Here is an 18,669-nt window from a genome sequence, read left to right on the forward strand (position 1 = left end):
CTTGTGGCCGCAGAGTACCTTCCCGTCAGAAGCCCCAGGCGCCAAGTATGACCAGCGGCTTACTCCGACGCACCGGGGCCCGACCATGCAGCCGCCCCGCTGGCAGTCTGTCCGTTCTGGTTTTTGGGGTGTGAGGTGTGGTGGTTTGCCGGGAAAGGGTGAGACATCAGCGCTGCGCTGTATGGCTGCAGGGGCTGAGTTTCTTTGTGGTGTGTTGGGAGATGGTGTGGCATCGGCGCTGCGCTGGATGTGGATGGGGTGAGTTTTTTTGCGGTTTGTCGTGAGGGGATTGGGGAATAGAGGCTGGTTTGGATATATTGTAGTGTTTTTGTGTAATATTTAAATTTATTTTTGGAGGATTTTGGATTATAATTATGGAAAAAGATGGTTGGCCTGATTGGTTGACTGATTGACTGGTTGATTGATATCCGGAGTTCTGGTGACTGTTTTGTGTGACTTGAGAGAAGAGCTTCGGATGTACGCTGATGTGGCTTGAGAGAAGAGCTTCGGATGTACGCTGATGTGACTTGAGAGAAGAGCTTCGGATGTATGCTGATGTGGCTTGAGAGAAGAGCTTCGGATGTATGCTGATGTGGCTTGAGAGATGAGCTTCGGATGTATGCTGATGTGGCTTGAGAGATGAGCTTCGGATGTGTGTTGATGAGGGTTGAGAGAAGAGCATCGGATGTGTGCTGATGTGGCTTGAGAGATGAGCTTCGGATGTATGCTGATGTGACTTGAGAGATGAGCTTCGGATGTGTGTTGATGAGGGGTGTGTGATGGGCTTCGGATGTGTGTTGATGTGGCTTGTGTGAGGGCTTCGGATGTGTGTTGGTTTGGTTTTGAGGGGGGGCTTTTGGGGGCTACCTGGGTTTTGGAGGGAGTGGAGTGTATGTGTGATTATGTGGTTTTGCCGCTTTTGAATTCGTCTTTTGAGCCTGGGAGGGCTCGGGAGGTTGTTGAGGGGTTTGAGGATGTGGATGTGAGGAATATTGCGCGGGCTGAGCTTTTTTATTTTACGGGGCAGGCGGAGGAGTGTTGTGAGATCACGAGGGGGTATCTGTCCAGCAGGGTTATTGAGCTGAAGCTTTCGGCGTGTATTTTGTATGGGTATTCTAATCTGTCGCTGGGGAATGTGGCGGCGGCTAAGCGGGGGATGGAGGGGATCCAGTCCTGTGTGAAGATTGCTATGAAGAAGAAGGTTCCTAAGGATGTTTATGCGTCCTGTCTTCTGGCGGGGTATGTGGGGGCGGTTTTGCTTCATCTGCCTACGGATGGGATGCCTGCTTTTGGGGAGTACAGCAGGATGCTTCCTGAGGGGCTGAGGCTTTTTGCCACGTATGTGATGGCGCACCATACTTATCTTAACGGGGAGATATGGAGTGCTTATGGGATGGGGAAGGCTGCTTTGTTTATGGCGGATAGGTCGTATCCGATCAGTATGACGTATATCCACTGTATGATGGCGGTGTGTGCGATCAACCGAAAGCATAAGCAGGAGGCGCAGGAGGAGATGCTCCGGAGCTGGGAGCTGGCGAAGATGGATGGGTTTCTGGAGCCTTTTATTGAGCATCATGGGCTTTTGCGGGGGCTGATCGAGGCATGTATCCGGAATCGGGATCCGGAGGCGTATCAGCGGATCACGGAGGGTGTGATTTCTTTCAGCAGGGGCTGGATGGCGCTTCATAATCCGGAAAACCGGAGAAAGGTTACGGGGGAGCTGTCGACGATGGAGTTTTCTATTGCCATGCTGGCAAGTGGGGGATGAGCTGAAGAAATTCATGTTAAAATAGTGACAGAGGCACTTTTTTTTGAAAAAACGGGCCTTACAAAACAACTGGTAGTGTTGTATAATAAATATCACGAATAGTCAGATTTTATCGGAGAAATCAGACGAAAAGAACCAGTAAACGAGTAAGTTAAGAAGGAGGAGTTGAAGACTGATTTTCGATAGCATCTGATAATGTCAATATCCTTACCAAAAATGCCTGGTATATTGACACTACAATCACATAAGGGTAAAATATTGAAAAGGTGTAACCTGTTTACTCACCGGCTAAAAACATGAAGCTTTTTTAAGAGAAAGGAATATAAACAGAAGTAAAGTAATAAGAAATACAGTACACGTTAATGCACACATAGGAAAGCGGGAAAGGTATGAAAAAATTAAGGAATAATAAGATCAGAAAACTCCTGGCATTTATGGTGGCTTTGGCGTTGATGGTATCCTGTATGCCGAGTGCATATACGATCTCCGCGAGTGAGGCGTTCGGAGATGGAACGGAGGATATATTTACAGATGGCGAAATTACATCTGAACCAGCGGCCGAAGAATCGACACCGGATGTAAGCAGCGCTGACCAGGAGGAAACGGAACAGGCGCAGCAATCGACGCTTACATATGAAAATGATTCTGTTAAAGTAACAGCAGAGGCACTGGAGGACGGAGCTCTTCCGCAGAATACAGCATTGAAGGCTGACAGCGTAAACGAGAATTCATCCGTATCTTATGATACAGTTTCTCAGAAGCTTTCAGCAGCAGCTACAGACAAGGGCAGCAGCCTGAGAGGTTTTTTTGCGTATGATGTGTATTTTGCTGATGGCGACGGAAACAGAGTCGAGCCGAACGGCAGAGTCAGAGTAACTTTTGAGTACAAGACACCGGCAGCACCGGAGCTTACCGATGCAGCCAGCACGAGTGTAACCGTTGAGAAGCTTCATTATAACAGCAGTACCGGTGATACTGATGTTAACACCTTACAGGCCAACGAGGATCTGAAGGTTCTGAATGTCAACGAGGGCAAACAGATCCAGACACTTCAGGTTGAGACTGGCAACGCAGCTGTTTTTGCCGTTATGTGGGATTCTCCTGAGACAGCAGATGTCGAGGCGGAAGCTGTTTCCGGTAATGAGGACGAGGCGTCTATCGCATCAGAGGAGCTTACGGACGGAATGGATATTTCGGACGAGCCTGAGCAGGATGTAGCTGAGACACCGGCAGCAGAGAATCCGGAGGTAACTCCTGATGCAGAGCCTTCTGAGGCTCCGGCGGAGAATCCGGATGCTGAACCTACTGAAGCGCCGGCAGAGGATCCGGATGTGGTGGAAGAACCGGCAGAGGATATTGCGAGCCCGGATGATGTTCCGGCAGCAGATGAGAATGGTGAGACAAGCCTGATCGAGGTTCTGGGAGACGATACGAATCTTCGTGTCAGCCCGTCTATCGAGGCAGAGGTTCTGGCAACTGTAAACGCAGGAACACAGCTCACACTTCTGGATACCGTAACAGCAGAGGACGGAGCAACCTGGTACAAGGTTTCCTGGGAAGGAACCGAGGCTTACATAAGAAGTGATATGGCACAGGTTGTTGACAGCAGTGATGAGGCAGAAGAGCCTGAGGATGTGCAGGAAGAAGAAATTCAGCCTGAGATCACCAGATATGATTACACGAGTGACGAAGTCAACGTAAAAGTCACCCTTACCGATCCGGCAGACCTTCCGGACAACGCAGAGCTTTCCGTAACACCGGTAGAGCTCAGCCAGGAAGCGGAAGACCAGATCACCGAAGAAGCAATCAAAGAAAAGAAAGCTATCGAGAAGATTCACTCCTATGATATCAAATTCCTGGTAGACGGCGAAGAGGTTCAGCCAGGTGCTACAGTGAAGGTATCTGTATCTCTGAATGATGAGAAGAAGATCAAGGATGCAGATGTATATCACGTAGACGAGAATGATAACGTTGAAAATATGGATGGTAGCGTTGCTAAGAATGGTGATGTTGAGTTCGAGACGACGCATTTTTCTACTTATGTAATTGTGCAGAAAGGCGGAAATGAAGTTGAAGTAACAATTCAGCATCTGGATGAGGCTGGTACGCCGATTTATTCAGAAGATAAGAGAACAATCTTAGTTGGCGGAAATATAAATATAAATGATTATACCAAGGCAAATAACTGGGATGTTTCAAAAGTAAAAGTAAATGATACGGAAGTTAGCAATTACGAAAAGATTAAAGTTGCATGGGATACTAGTACGATAAAAGTGTATTATAAACCAAAGCATAATGAGATCCAGGGACCGGCATCTTTCTATGATTATACAGTTAAGGCTGGTACTGATAAAACTGGGAAAGAGTATTCATTTAATATGTTAGGAGAGGATGCAAAGGGTGCTAAGCGTAATCAGAAAATAACAGCAGGTACACTGGAGCAAAATTATAAGTCTTATCAATATGATTTTACAGTTGATTCTGGTTATAAAGAAGACGGAGGCACAATTAAAGCCTTTGTAAATAAATATAATCAAGATGTCAGAAGGACAGAAGGATTATTAAAAGGGGTAGAAAATGGAATAGTAAAATTCAAATACCCCGAGCCAGGATTTTTTGTAGATAACGATGCAATTGTCAAGATTGATGATACTAAAACTTATTTAAGAAAATTCATTAAGGATTACAAAGTAGTTTTTGCTCAGAATGGAGATTCTTATACACTTACAAAAGTAATTAATCAGAATGGAAATACGCTTGCAACAGCAGGAGCTAACTTCTACCCATTGAACGGAGAATCCAGAATAGAATATAGTGATAATAGTAACAATTACTATTTTGGAATGAGATATGATGTAACTTTTAAAATTGGAGATTACAAAGGTCCATTAGATTATACCTTTACAGGTGATGATGATTTATGGGTTGTTTTGGATGGAAATAAAATTGTAATCGATTTAGGTGGAATTCATCAGGCAGCTAACAAGAAAGTAAATCTATGGCAGTATGTTGACGATAAGGATAAAGAAAAAGAGCATACTCTGACTATTCTGTATATGGAACGAGGTGCGGGTGACTCAAACTGCCAGATGGAATTTACCCTTCCTTCCGCGCGTATTTCTGAAGTTACGAATGTACCTACAACAGATCTTGTATTAAAAAAAGTAAATAAAAGCCAGAAAGCGTTAGGTGGTGCTCGATTTAATCTTGTAAATTCAGATACCCATGAATTACAGACTGCTGAATCCGTAGATGGAACAGGATTTGTTAATTTTACAAGCTTAAGACCAGGAAAATATACATTAACAGAGGCTGCTGCACCTAGTGGCTATGAAGCATCACATGAATCTTGGATTGTAGAGGTTACGCCATCTGCTGATAATAAAGCAGTGGCAACTCTTTATAAAGCAGATGGCAAGACAAAGATAGAAAAAGATACAGATTTGTCGTATCATATTATGAATTACACGCAGGAGGAGATTATTGAATCCAGTATGGATTATAATAAAACTGCAATAGTGTCTGATTGGGATAAGAGGACTTATGACATTACTATCAGTGCTGATTCAAAGATGACCAGCAGTGCAACTGAGGAAAAAGACAGTGTTGCGGATATTATGATGGTATTCGATACTTCGAGAAGTATGTTATATGATGGGAATGGAAGTGATGAAAAGGGATTTAGTAAAGTTGGAAGATATAAAGACTGTAAAACAACTCTAGATACATCGAAAGTATACTATTACACCGACGAGACAACCGGTGTACGATACAGCGATTGGAAGTATTATAATGCTAAATGTCCAATGATTTATTTAAATGAGTGGATATATTACACTGGAAAATTATGGAAACAAGTACCTGATAATTCCTCAAATAAGATTTACACTCTGAATAGTAGTCTGACTGGTTTAAAAGAGGCTGCAACAGCATTTATAGCTTCTACTGCGGAGGCTTCTTCGAAGAGCAGAATAGGGTTAGCTACATTTAATACGTCCGGAACCTTAAAACAGGGATTAACAGAAGTTGGAAGTGCCAAAGATAGTTTGATCAAGGCAACGGGTTGTGTTTATGCATCAGGAGGAACATCTCCACAGACAGGATTAGAGATAGCGGAGAATCAGCTGAAAGGTAATAAGAGAGAGAATGTTCCACAATATGCAATTCTGTTCACAGATGGAGATCCATCTACTCAAGACGATAAAACGGCTTCGGAAAATAAAGCAACAGCTTTAAGAGAAGCGGGAGTTAAAGTATTTACAATAGGACTCAAATTAAATGATACTACAAAGGATTGGTTATCTGGTAAAATTGCATCAGAGGGATGTGCTTATACGGCTGAATCAATTGATGAGCTGAAAGTTATATTTGAAAAAATTCAGCAGACGATTACTCAGAATATTGATATTGCTGGTGCTGAAATTAAGGATGTGATTGATCCGCGATTTGTAATCGTGAAAGATGGCGAGTCCGTAACCAATGAAATGATAAAAAATGCCGGAGGTTCAATAGATTTAGGAAATGGTGGAGTGGTTTCCGTAGATGAAAGTACCGGAAACCAAGTTGTAAAATGGACGAATCAAACTATTCCAAATGCTGAAAAAGGTACATGGAGTAGAACCATTACCGTAAGAGCCAAAGACGAATACATCGGTGGTAACAATGTTCCTACCAATGTTTCACCGGATTCCAAGATTACTACAGGATACGGCGAAGCTGTTTTACCACAGCCAAAGGTTAATGTAAAATCAGATCTGGTTGTTAAAAATAACGAAACAACGATCTTCTATGGCGATGCTGTCCCGACAACTGAAGACATTATAAATGCGTTGTTTAATAAAAATGCACCGCAGGGATATGTAAAACAGTTAGATGGCACAGAAAGCTTAGTAACTTATACAATAGGAGCTGATGGAAACCCAATTAATTCAAATGAGTTTGAATTAAAATGGTATGAAGATGAGAACTGTACAACAGAAATCTTGAAAGAAAATATAGCGGAAGTTAAACCTGAGCCAGATTCTAAAACGTATTATCTGAAGGTAACTTATAAAAACGATGGGTTAAAAGAAGTTACAGACGAAAATAAAAAAAATAATACTGATGGAAAGATTTCTGGAAATGGTGATGGTACATTGAAAGCTCATAATTCCCAGGATGATAAGGAACGGGAATATGGAGTTTATACTATTCACATTATCGCCGGACAAATTCAGATTATCAAGAAATTGAAATCTCCAGCAAAAGAGAATGCAACGTTTATCTTTGAGGTTAAGAAAGGTAAAGACAAGATCGCAACAGCGACAGCTGAGGTTAAGCAAAGTGAGATTGAGGCAAAAGTAACCTTTGAGCTTGAAAAAAATGTGACAGCAACAATTGATGAGAAAACGCCGGCATTGACTAAATTGTCAAGAGGTGTTTACACAATCACGGAGATACCGGATTCAAGCTATACTCTGAAAGAAGCAACTGTTGGTGAGAAGACAAATTGTTGGTCTGAAGTTTTAGGCAGTAAAGAAGTTAAATTTACAATCGGAACAGACACAAATAGTAAAGAAGTTCTGAAAAATGGAAATGCGGATACAACAAACGGAAAAATTGGAGTAGCTGAGTTTACCAATGAGAAATCTGTAGCAAATGTAGAACTTGAAAAAGTTGATAAGGCAGATCATAGTATAACTATAAAAGGTGCTAAATTTGCGTTATATGAAGCAGATGAAAACTGGGGAAAAGCTTCTGAGAGTTCGGTTGAAGGATATGGAGGAATCGTTTCCGGAAATAATGGAAAAATCGAAATGAAAAATCTTCCAGTTGGTAATTATCTGTTATATGAAACAGAAGCGGCAACCGGTTATACCTGTCCGACAGAGCCATGGAGAATTATAGTTGGAAGTGGCGGAACAGTAACAGTTCAAGACAGTAACGGAAGTGCTATTGCTAGTAAGAGTGGAAGTGAACCGGCAATCTACCAGCTCGAAAACGCGAAGGTATATTCCTTACCAGAATCCGGTGGACCGGGTACTTATGGATTTACAATCAGTGGTGTAGCGATTCTTGCAACTGCACTCCTGTTGTTTATAAATAATAAACGAAGGGAGGAAGAAGCAAAGAGATCGTAACACATTAATTGTAAATGGCCGATGAAGGGCGAAAAAGAAAAATGCAGAGAAAGAAAGGAGCAAACCTTATGAAAAATTTATTTAAAAAGATTGGTGCATTATTAGTGGCAGCGGTTATGGTACTGTCTATGTGCACAGCGGCTTTTGCAGCAGTTAAAGAAGCAACAATTACAGTTAATAATCTGGATGCTAAAGCAACAATAAGCTATTTAGAGATTATTGTACCAGATCAGACAACAGAAACAGGTTGGGCATTTTCTAACGGTGCAGCTGATGAATTTAAGAAAGTATTTTCCGGATTATCAGATCAGCAGATTATTTGGAAATTAATTAAATATGAAGATGGTACGGCAAAGGTTCCAACAGGTATAGAACCAGCAAGTGCAACAGAACTTCAGGCCGCAATGACAAATGTAGAGACAAACTTAGGTAATTCTTATAAACAAGGTAACGGAAATAAAATCACAGCAACTACAGCTGGCGTTTATGCAATTAAAGCAACTACAACTGATACTGCAAATTATGTGTATAGTCCAATGGCAGCATTTGTATCTTTTAAACCATATACAAATGTTCCTACTGAGTTAAAAGATGAAACAGTAAATGCAAAAAGAACAACCATTAAAATTGAGAAGAGCAGTGATGAAGCAGATGGTGTTGTAGAAATTAATAAAGAAGTTACTTATACAGTGAGAACAAACGTTCCGTATATTTCAGATGCTGTTGAAGATAAGGATGTAAGCTATACGATTACTGATACAATTGAGGGTGCAGACTATAGTGTTAATGATGATGGTAAATTAGTAGTATCTGTACAAATTGGTGCTGGTGCAGCAATCAATAAGATTGTAGATGTCACAACTCTCCAAAATGGTAAGAAGCAGTTTGTTTTAGATTTAAGTGATGTAGCAAAAGTAAGAACTAATGCTAACGCAGACGTAGTAATTAGTTACAAGGCTATTGTTAAATCTGAAGTTGTAAACAACTCTGTTGTACCAAATGATGGAACACATACGTTTACACCAAAAATCAATACTCTGTATACTGGAAAAATCACAATGACAAAAACTGATGATGGTAAAGAAAAGGTAAAACTTGCAAATGCAGGATTTGTTATTTACAGAGTAGATGGCGAAAAAACATATTATGCACTTGTTTCTAAAGACGCTGAGAAAAAAAATAATGAATATGTAGTTACAGGTTGGACTGAAAGATTTGATACCGCAAAAGCAGATGATAACTTAATTATTACTGATACAAATGGTGAAGCAGTTGTAAGAGGTCTGGATGATTCCTATACTTATAACTTCAAAGAGATTAAAGCTCCAGAGGGATATTCTGTTAATACAACAGATTCTGTAGCAACATGGGGAACAAATCAGACAGCAGAAAATCGTACTGGTACAGCTACTATGAGCGATACAAAACTCAACTCCCTTCCATCCACAGGTGGCATGGGAACATACCTCTTCACTATCATCGGTGTTGTAGTTATGGCTGGCGCTGCTGGTGCTTTCTTCATCAGCCGCAGAAAAGGATCTGAGGAGTAATCGTTTGATTGCCGGATCGATTCAATTCAAAAATTATTTATAAGCAACGACAAAGCAAGTATTAAAACAGAATAGTTTCTGATTATTCTGTTGAAGAAATCATTACCGCCCGGCCCCTTCGGGGGCCGGAGGGTAATACAACAGTATGGAGAAACCTATGAGAAAGAATAAGAAGAAAAATTATATTGGACTTGGTTTGCTGTTTCTGATAGGGTTGTCCATACTGCTGTATCCAATGGTCAGTGATGCCTGGAACCGGTACAGGGACAGCCTGCTGATCAGTGATTATAGCAGCAGTGTTTCTTCGGATGATAATGCGGAGAAGATTGACAGCATGTGGAAGGCAGCGCAGGAGTATAACGAACAGATCAAGCAGGAAAGTGTGCCGGATGCTTTTTCCGTGAGGGATGGCCAGACGGACAGTACATATGAGTCTCTTCTGAACCTGAATGGTGATGGAATGATGGGGTATGTGGAGATTCCTGTGATCGATGTGAGCATTCCAATCTATCATTACACGACAGATGAGTCTCTGGAGAAGGGTGCCGGTCATTTGTTCGGCAGCAGTCTTCCGGTTGGCGGCAAGAGTACCCATTGTATTTTGTCGGCACACAGAGGACTTCCGAGTGCGAAACTTTTTACAGATCTGAATCTTGTGGAAGAGGGAGATATTTTTTACCTGCATGTGCTGGGTAAGACGCTTGCCTATGAGGTGGATCAGATTCTTACCGTTCTTCCGGAGCAGACAGAGTCTCTGGGTATCACGGATGGGGATGATTATGTAACGCTGGTTACGTGTACGCCTTATGCGGTGAATACGCACAGACTTCTGGTGAGGGGACACAGAGTTCCAATGAAGGCTGCGAAGGCGGTTCAGAAAACAGAGAAGAAGGTTACCGGAATCACCAATCCGACGCTTCCGATGCTTGCTCTCTGTGTTGTGATCGGAATTGTGATCGCGGTGATCCTGGTTGCCGGTATCAATTCTGTTCAGAACAAAAAACGACGCAGGAAATGATTTATGGCTAAAAAGAAAAAAAAGAAAAAGAGTAATGTTGTCCTGAACATTTTTATCGCCCTGGTATTTCTGGCGGGGGCGGGGGTGTTCCTTTATCCTACGATCAGTGATATGTGGAACCAGTACCGTAACGCCCAGCTGGTCAGTAAGTACGAGGAAGCGGTAACAGAGCTTTCGGACAATGACTATGACAGGCTGTGGAAAGAGGCGAAGGAGTACAACGCCGAGCATCCGGTAAATGCCATTGTAGATGCTTTTGAGGAAGAGGATACTTATGAGCTGAGTCATCCTTATGACAGGGTTCTGGATCCGAACGGTGACGGACTGATGGGCAGTATCGAGATCCCGAAGATCAAAGCGAAGCTGGCTATTTATCACGGACTGAGCAAGACCGTGCTGGAAAAGGGTGTGGGTCACGTGGAGGGCACCAGTCTTCCTATCGGAGGCAAGAGCACCCATGCGGTTCTGGCGGCGCATCGAGGTCTTCCGAATGCGAAGCTTTTTACAGATCTGGATCAGATGGAAAAGGGAGATATTTTTATCCTGCATATTCTTGGCAAGCATCTGGCCTACAAGGTGGATCAGATCAAGACGGTGCTTCCGGATGAGACCAGTGACCTGGATATTATCGAGGGTGAAGATTATGTGACTCTGATCACGTGTACCCCTTATGGAGTTAACACCCACAGGCTTCTTGTCCGGGGAGTGCGGACGAAATATGTGGTGGAAGATACAAAGAATGACGAAACGATACCGCAGAAGCTTGCTGTTGTGGATCCGAAGAGGGTTCTGGCCGGCGGCGCTGCAGTGCTTGTTGTTCTGATCCTGCTGATTTATCTGATCGTCCGTCATAGGGACAAAAAACGGAAAAAGAAGCAGCTTTCAGAAAGGAAAGAGGAGGCAGAGAGCGATGAAAAATAGAAGAAAGCAAGGGAAAATATTCCGGAGCCTTCTGGCTGTTCTGATGCTGACGGCTATGCTGGTCACGAGTGTTTTGCAGCCGGTTTTCGCCGGGGATTATGAAGCTGGAAAAACAGGTAATCTGACGTTGACGGTTCAGCAGGCGGATGAGGAGGGCAACCAGACTCCGCTGCCGGATGTAGGGCTGACGATCTACAAGGTTGGCAGTGTGAATTTTGATGGCAATGTGCATTTCGTGTTGGATGAGGCACTGTCTGTTGCAGCAATCGATTTTGATTCCATCACGACGGCTGATGGCTGGTATGAAGCGGCAGAGAAGCTGGCGGCTATGATCGTCAGCGGAAGCGTGGATGTGTGGGGTATGTCTAAGTCCTCTGATGCAGAGGGAAATATGACTTTCGCTGATCTGGCTGAGGGTATGTACCTGGTGGTGCAGACAGATGGAAACAGCAGTGTTATGGTTTCACCGATGCTGATCTCCGTTCCTTTTGCAGATCAGGAGCAGGGCTGGATGTACGATGTACAGGCTTATCCGAAGTCTGTAAGTAATCCGCCGAAGCATACACAGATCCAGGTTACGAAGAGGATCTATAATGTTGATGATAACGGGAATGTGATTCCTCTGGAAACGAAAGAGGATGTAACTTATAAGGTTGGCGTTTTTTCGGATCAGGAAGGTACGATCCCGTTCCGTGATGATTATTTACAGGATATCCATATCCAGAATGCTTCCAGTGGTACAGCTACATGGACGGATGTTCCGGATGGCACCTATTATGTATTTGAGCTGGATGAGGATGGAAATCTTCTTCAGCAGAATACGAAGATCGAGGTGGATGAGGAGAATCTTTACTACTACAATGTAACGAAGCCGAATGGTGAGAGTGAAGAGAAGTCCAATCAGGTTGTGATCGGTGGAGATAGTGGTGCTACTGAGGCAGCGGCTTATGTAAATAACTATTATACAAAGATTTCCGATATATTCAGCCGTAACGGATTTATCAACATTAAGAAGAATGTGATGATCGATGGTGTTGCTTCTACTGTGGATGATACGTTCTATGCAGGTGTGTTCTCCACTGAGAGTAACGGTGAGCTGACGCTTGAGAAGGTAGTGACTCTGAAACAGAATGATAGTGTTCAGGTAATGTTGGATCTTCCAAAGGATCAGGAGATCAACAGTGTTACGTATACTGTTCTGGAGACGGATAAGGATGGAAATCCGGTTGATGATGATACCTTTAAGTATACAGTTACCGGTCAGGGTGAGGTTACACTGAATAATGATAACCGATATACTGTAACAAAGGAGATCACCAACAGTCTTTCTTCCGAGCCGACACCGATTCCGACTGCTACACCTGGAACAAATCATGGTGGAAATGATCGGATCACTCCGATCCCGAATAACGGTACAGCGGGCGGAACTGCTCCGAACGATACCAGTGGTACAGCAAGACGTTCTGTAAAGACCGGCGATGATACACCGATCGGCGTATGGGTTGGAATCCTTGCAGCAGCGATCATTGTTGGCGGTGGTGCAGCTTATGGAGTTAAAAGAAAGAAGAAAAAATAAATAACGGATCATTCTGAAGGATGATCGATGGAAGAACCGGGCGATGTGGATGCCCGGTTCTTTTTTTGGAATATTTACGTATTGGGGATGAAAAAGCAGCGGGTGATATTTTTTATCGAAAATTGCTCTTGACATTTTGGTATGATAAGTATATTGTATGTGTTGCAGTAAATTTCATAAAAGATAGCCTTTTATTCAGAGTGGTGGAGATACAAAGGATCTATGAAGCCACGGCAACCCCGGAGAACCCAGGAAGGTGCCAACCTGAGCGAGCAATCGAACAATAAGAGGATTGTTTACAGAATTTAAACAGTCCGGATTGTACGGGCTGTTTTTTATGTGTATAACCGTTGTTTTATTACAAAAGGAGAAGATTATGGAGAAAATTTTATTTACGTCTGAATCTGTAACTGAGGGTCATCCTGACAAGGTCTGCGACTCTATTTCCGATGCGATTCTTGATGCTATGATGGCACAGGATCCGATGAGCCGTGTTGCCTGCGAGACTGCTACTACAACAGGTCTTGTACTTGTTATGGGCGAGATCACAACCAAGGCTAATGTTGATATCCAGAAGATTGTTCGCGATACTATCCGTGAGATCGGATATGACAATGCGGATTATGGCTTTGACGCAGATACCTGTGCGGTTATCACATCACTTGACAAGCAGTCCACAGATATCGCTATGGGTGTTGACAAGGCTCTTGAGCAGAAAGAGGACGATATGAATGAGGACGAGCTGGATTCCATCGGTGCCGGTGACCAGGGTCTTCAGTTTGGTTATGCTTCCAATGAGACTGAGGAGTATATGCCATATGCCATCAACATGGCTCACAAGCTTGCTCAGCAGCTGACAAAGGTTCGTAAGGACGGCACTCTGAAATATTTAAGACCGGATGGAAAGACTCAGGTTACTGTTGAGTATGATGAGGCCGGCAAGCCGAAGAGAATCGATGCTGTCGTATGCTCTACACAGCATGATCCGGATGTGACTCAGGAGCAGATCCATGAGGACATTAAGAAGTATGTTTTTGATGCGATCATTCCGGCTGATATGGTTGATGCTGATACTAAGTATTTCATCAATCCGACAGGTCGTTTTGTTATCGGCGGACCTCACGGTGACAGTGGTCTGACAGGACGTAAGATCATCGTTGATACCTACGGCGGAACAGGACGTCACGGCGGTGGTGCTTTCTCCGGTAAGGACTGCACAAAGGTTGACCGTTCTGCTGCTTATGCTGCACGTTATGTTGCAAAGAACATTGTTGCAGCTGGTCTTGCTGACAAGTGTGAGATCCAGCTTTCCTATGCGATCGGTGTTGCTCATCCGACTTCTGTCAGTGTGAATACCTTCGGAACAGGTAAGCTTTCTGAGACCAGACTTGTTGAGATCGTTCGTGAGAATTTTGATCTTCGTCCGGCTGGTATCATCAAGATGCTTGACCTTCGTCGTCCGATCTACAAGCAGACTGCTGCTTATGGTCATTTCGGCCGTACAGATGTTGATCTTCCATGGGAGCATCTGGACAAGGTTGAGACTCTGAAGAAGTATCTTTGCAACAGCTACGAATAATCGTTTCAGAAGAATAAAGAGTGAAGCCCCCCGGTAGTATCAGTACCGGGGGCTTTTTTATAGAAAATTTAGAGATAGGGAATATAGTTTATGTTATAATACGTGTATGCGAATGTGTGAATTTATAAAGGACGGAGATACAGATGAAGTTAAAGACGCGTATTATTGTGGGCTTCGTTGCGATCATCCTGCTGCCGCTGCTTCTTTTTTCCGCAAGTCTGTACGGGTTCAGCCAGACGCAGGCGAGGCATGTGCAGGAGAGCAGCAGCCAGGCTTCGGATTCCAGCCAGATGGTCTATGATATTTCTCTGGCGCAGTCTTCCAGTAACCAGGTGAAGCTGATGGCCAAGGATATGATCCTGACCGCAACGATCATCCTTGTTTTTACTGCTTTGTCAGTAGGACTGTGGATATACAGGAGTATTGCGGTTCCGCTGGTGAAGCTTAAGAAGGCTACCAAGAACATCAAGGAGGGGAATCTGGATTTTGTGCTGGAGGTTGAGGGGAATGATGAATTTTCCCAGCTTTGCCAGGATTTTGAGGAGATGCGTAAGCGTCTGAAGGAGTCCACGGAAGAGAAGATCCTGATGGATAAGGAGAATAAGGAGCTGATCAGCAATATTTCCCATGACTTGAAGACGCCGATCACTGCGGTGAAGGGTTATGTGGAGGGAATCATGGATGGTGTGGCGGATACGCCGGAGAAGATGGACCGGTATGTGCGTACCATTTATAATAAGACCAATGAGATGGATCATCTGATCAATGAGCTGACCTTTTATTCCAAGATCGATACCAACCGTATTCCGTATACGTTCAGCAAGCTGAATGTGGAGGATTATTTTTCGGATTGTGCGGAGGAGCTTGGGCTTGAGATGGAGACCAGGGGGATCGAGCTTGTGTATGCCAATTATGTGGAGAAGGATGTGCAGGTTATTGCGGATGGTGAGCAGATCCGCCGTGTGATCCATAATATTGTGAGTAATGCCATCAAGTATATGGAGAAGCCCAGGGGGATCATCCAGCTTCGGGTGAAGGATGTGGGTGATTTTATCCAGGTGGAGATCGAGGATAACGGCAAGGGTATTGCCGCCAAGGATCTGCCGTATATTTTTGACCGTTTTTACCGTACCGATGTTTCCAGGAATTCTTCCAAGGGAGGAAGCGGTATCGGACTTTCCATCGTAAAGAAGATCATGGAGGATCATGGTGGAAAGGTCTGGGCCACAAGCCGGCTGGGAATCGGAACGATCATGTATTTTGTTCTCAGAAAATATCAGGAGGTACCGATGAATGAGTAGGATTTTGATCATAGAGGATGAGGAAGCGATCGCGGATCTGGAGAAGGATTACCTGGAGCTTTCGGGTTTTGAGGTGGAGATCGAGAACCGTGGTGATACGGGGCTTGTACGTGCCATGAAGGAGGAGTTTGATCTGATCATCCTGGATCTGATGCTTCCGGAGGTGGATGGCTTCGATATCTGCCGGCAGGTCCGTGAGGAGAAGAATACGCCGATCATTATGGTTTCTGCCAAGAAGGATGATATCGATAAGATCCGCGGACTGGGTCTTGGTGCGGATGATTATATGACCAAGCCGTTCAGCCCAAGTGAGCTGGTTGCACGTGTGAAGGCGCATATGGAGCGTTATAACCGGCTGGTTGGTTCCAATGTGCATAAGAATGATGTGATCGAGATCCGTGGTATTAAGATCGATAAGACGGCCAGGCGTGTGTGGGTCAATGGTGAGGAGACGACGTTTACTACCAAGGAGTTTGATCTTTTGACCTTTCTGGCTGAGAATCCGAACAGGGTTTTTACAAAGGAGGAGCTTTTCCGGGAGATCTGGGATATGGAGTCTGTGGGTGATATCGCTACGGTTACGGTGCATATCAAGAAGATCCGTGAGAAGATCGAGTTTAATACGGCCAAGCCTCAGTATATTGAGACAATCTGGGGTGTGGGATACCGGTTTAAGGTGTGAGCCTGCGGGGAAGGCTTCGGATGGAGCTGCTGCAGGGGTATGAGTGCAGATCGGAATGATGGTGTATGATCTGTCGGGTGCTTTTGAGAGGAGTGGAGATATGCCGCTGTTGAGGGAAAGAATTTATACGATAGAGGATATTTATGCTTTGCCGGAGGGTGAAAGAGCGGAACTGATCGATGGACATATTTATTATATGGCGCCGCCGAATACGATGCATCAGAGGATCTCAAGTATCTTGTCCAGAAAGATAGGTAACTATATAGAGGCTAATAAGGGGAAATGTGAGGTGTTTGCCGCACCGTTTGCTGTGTATCTGGATGAGAAGACGAATACTTATGTGGAACCGGATGTTTCTGTTATCTGTGATCCGGATAAGCTGGATGACAGGGGATGCAAGGGGGCTCCGGACTGGATCATCGAGATCGTTTCTCCGGCGAGCAGGCGTATGGATTATTATACCAAGCTGTTTAAATACAGGACTGCCGGTGTGAGAGAGTACTGGATCGTGGATCCTGTGAAGAAGCTGGTAATGGTGTATGATTTTGAAAATGAGGATACGGAGCAGTATACATTTCAGGATTCGATCAAGGTGGGGATCTATGAGGAGCTGAGGATCGATTTTGCTGAGATGTGATAAAAATGGAGGGGAATATCGTCTGGTGATAGCCCCTCCTTGTTTTTAGGATGAAAAGGACGAACTATGGAAGACAGATTATACAAGAAACTGGAAGCGTACGGTAAGAGTGATTTTTATCCGTTTCATATGCCGGGGCATAAGAGGAATCCGCTGGCTGTGGATGGGGATTTTCCGGTGGAGAGGGATATTACGGAGATTGACGGGTTTGATAACCTGCATCATGCTGAGGATATTTTGAAAAGGGCCCAGGAGGATGTCGCACGGCTTTATGGTGTGCCGGAGAGTTTTTACAGTATTAATGGAAGCTCCGGGGCGATCCTGGCGGCGGTGTCTGCGGCTGTGGATAAGGGGGGACAGATTCTGGTGGCAAGGAACTGCCATAAGGCGGTTTACCATGCGATTTATCTGCGGGAGCTGAGTGCTACGTATATTTATCCACATGAAGATCCGAAATTGGGGATAAACGGAGGGATTTCACCCGGCCGTGTGGAAATGTATCTGGCGGAAAATCCGGATATCCAGGCGGTGCTGATCACTTCGCCGACTTATGACGGGATCGTGTCGGATGTGGCGAGGATCGCGGAGATCGCACATCACTATGGTGTGCCGTTGATCGTTGATGAGGCTCACGGGGCGCATTTTCGGTTTTCGGATTATTTTCCGGTGTCTGCGGCGCAGCTTGGTGCGGATGTGGTGATCAACAGTGTGCATAAGACGCTGCCCTGTCTGACTCAGACGGGGGTGATCCATCTGTGCAGTGAGCGGGTGAGCCGGGAAAAACTGAAGCGTTTCCTGGGAATCTATCAGAGCAGCAGTCCTTCTTATATTCTTATGAGCAGCATTGATGCGTGCATGGATAAGCTGGAGCGTGAGGGGGATGAGATGTTCCGTGTGTTTACGGAGAATCTGGAAAAAGCACGCAGGCGTCTTTCCGAGTGTAAGTATATCCGGCTGGTGACGCCGCAGGCCTGTGAGTGCCAGAGAGTTTTTGATTTTGACAGATCCAAGATATTGCTTTCTACTGTGAACAGTTCGCTGAACGGCCGGGAGCTGCATCAGATCCTCCGGAGTGAGTTTCATCTGGAAATGGAGATGGAGGCGGAGAATTATGTGCTGGCGCTGGCGGCTGTGGGTGATACTGCGGAGGGTTTTGAGCGGCTTTGTGATGCTATTGAAGAGATCGACCGTCGTGAATCGTTAAAATACAGAGAAGAGGCTGTGGAGAGGGCGCCCTTGAAAAACGGAAAAATGAAGCAGGTCATGCGGATCTCCCAGGCTATGGATGCGGAGAGTGAGCGGTGTCCGCTGGATGAGTGTATCGGACGGACGTCCGGGGAGTTTGCGTATCTTTATCCGCCGGGGATCCCGCTGATCGTTCCGGGGGAACAGATTTCTGGACATTTCGTAAAAAATGTGAGAAGATACCTGGAACAGGGCTTTGAGGTCCAGGGTCTGAGCGACCAGACCAGTGAGACGGTGTGTGTTGTGAGAAATGAGATGTAACAGAGGAGACAT

11 protein-coding genes and 1 riboswitch are annotated in these 18,669 nt (G+C 44.6%); all 11 genes read left to right on the plus strand.

Annotated features, from left to right (window positions below):
• Nucleotides 1-892 precede the first annotated feature (892 nt).
• The 11 genes from LKD46_RS14525 to LKD46_RS14575 all read left to right on the plus strand — a co-directional run bounded on the left by LKD46_RS14525 (nt 893) and on the right by LKD46_RS14575 (nt 18,657).
• On the plus strand, nt 893-1,768 hold the full coding sequence (locus LKD46_RS14525) for a helix-turn-helix transcriptional regulator (protein ID WP_227574290.1): 876 nt from the start codon (nt 893-895) through the stop codon (nt 1,766-1,768).
• An 818-nt stretch (nt 1,769-2,586) separates the two neighbouring features.
• Complete coding sequence (locus LKD46_RS14530; protein ID WP_227574291.1) at nt 2,587-7,887, plus strand: SpaA isopeptide-forming pilin-related protein; 5,301 nt, start codon at nt 2,587-2,589, stop codon at nt 7,885-7,887.
• A gap of 68 nt (nt 7,888-7,955) precedes the next feature.
• A complete protein-coding gene (locus LKD46_RS14535) occupies nt 7,956-9,437 on the plus strand; it encodes a SpaH/EbpB family LPXTG-anchored major pilin (protein WP_158526510.1) in 1,482 nt (493 codons plus the stop codon).
• Nucleotides 9,438-9,594: 157 nt separating this feature from the next.
• Nucleotides 9,595-10,455, plus strand: a complete 861-nt coding sequence (locus LKD46_RS14540) for a class C sortase (RefSeq protein ID WP_227574292.1) — start codon at nt 9,595-9,597, stop codon at nt 10,453-10,455.
• A gap of 3 nt (nt 10,456-10,458) precedes the next feature.
• Nucleotides 10,459-11,376, plus strand: coding sequence for a class C sortase (locus tag LKD46_RS14545; protein WP_110104092.1), 918 nt, complete (start codon nt 10,459-10,461; stop codon nt 11,374-11,376).
• Nucleotides 11,366-12,952: a pilin N-terminal domain-containing protein gene (locus LKD46_RS14550; RefSeq protein WP_110104091.1), complete on the plus strand. Its 1,587-nt coding sequence runs from the start codon at nt 11,366-11,368 to the stop codon at nt 12,950-12,952. The genes LKD46_RS14545 and LKD46_RS14550 overlap by 11 nt, the downstream gene beginning before the upstream one ends.
• Nucleotides 12,953-13,140: 188 nt before the next feature.
• A riboswitch (SAM riboswitch) is annotated at nt 13,141-13,242 on the plus strand.
• 86 nt (nt 13,243-13,328) lie between these two features.
• A complete protein-coding gene (gene metK, locus LKD46_RS14555) occupies nt 13,329-14,531 on the plus strand; it encodes a methionine adenosyltransferase (RefSeq protein ID WP_227574293.1) in 1,203 nt (400 codons plus the stop codon).
• 143 nt (nt 14,532-14,674) lie between these two features.
• Nucleotides 14,675-15,832, plus strand: coding sequence for a sensor histidine kinase (locus tag LKD46_RS14560; RefSeq protein WP_227574294.1), 1,158 nt, complete (start codon nt 14,675-14,677; stop codon nt 15,830-15,832).
• Nucleotides 15,825-16,514, plus strand: coding sequence for a response regulator transcription factor (locus LKD46_RS14565; protein ID WP_015526575.1), 690 nt, complete (start codon nt 15,825-15,827; stop codon nt 16,512-16,514). Before LKD46_RS14560 ends, LKD46_RS14565 begins: the two co-directional genes overlap by 8 nt.
• Before the next feature lie 100 nt (nt 16,515-16,614).
• Nucleotides 16,615-17,151, plus strand: a complete 537-nt coding sequence (locus tag LKD46_RS14570) for a Uma2 family endonuclease (protein ID WP_118516015.1) — start codon at nt 16,615-16,617, stop codon at nt 17,149-17,151.
• A gap of 66 nt (nt 17,152-17,217) precedes the next feature.
• Nucleotides 17,218-18,657 carry an aminotransferase class I/II-fold pyridoxal phosphate-dependent enzyme gene (locus LKD46_RS14575; protein ID WP_227574295.1) on the plus strand — a complete coding sequence of 480 codons (1,440 nt, stop codon included), beginning with the start codon at nt 17,218-17,220 and terminating at the stop codon, nt 18,655-18,657.
• Nucleotides 18,658-18,669 lie beyond the last annotated feature (12 nt).

Origin of the sequence: Blautia fusiformis (genome assembly GCF_020686995.1) — a bacterium.
Lineage (GTDB): Bacteria > Bacillota > Clostridia > Lachnospirales > Lachnospiraceae > Blautia_A > Blautia_A fusiformis.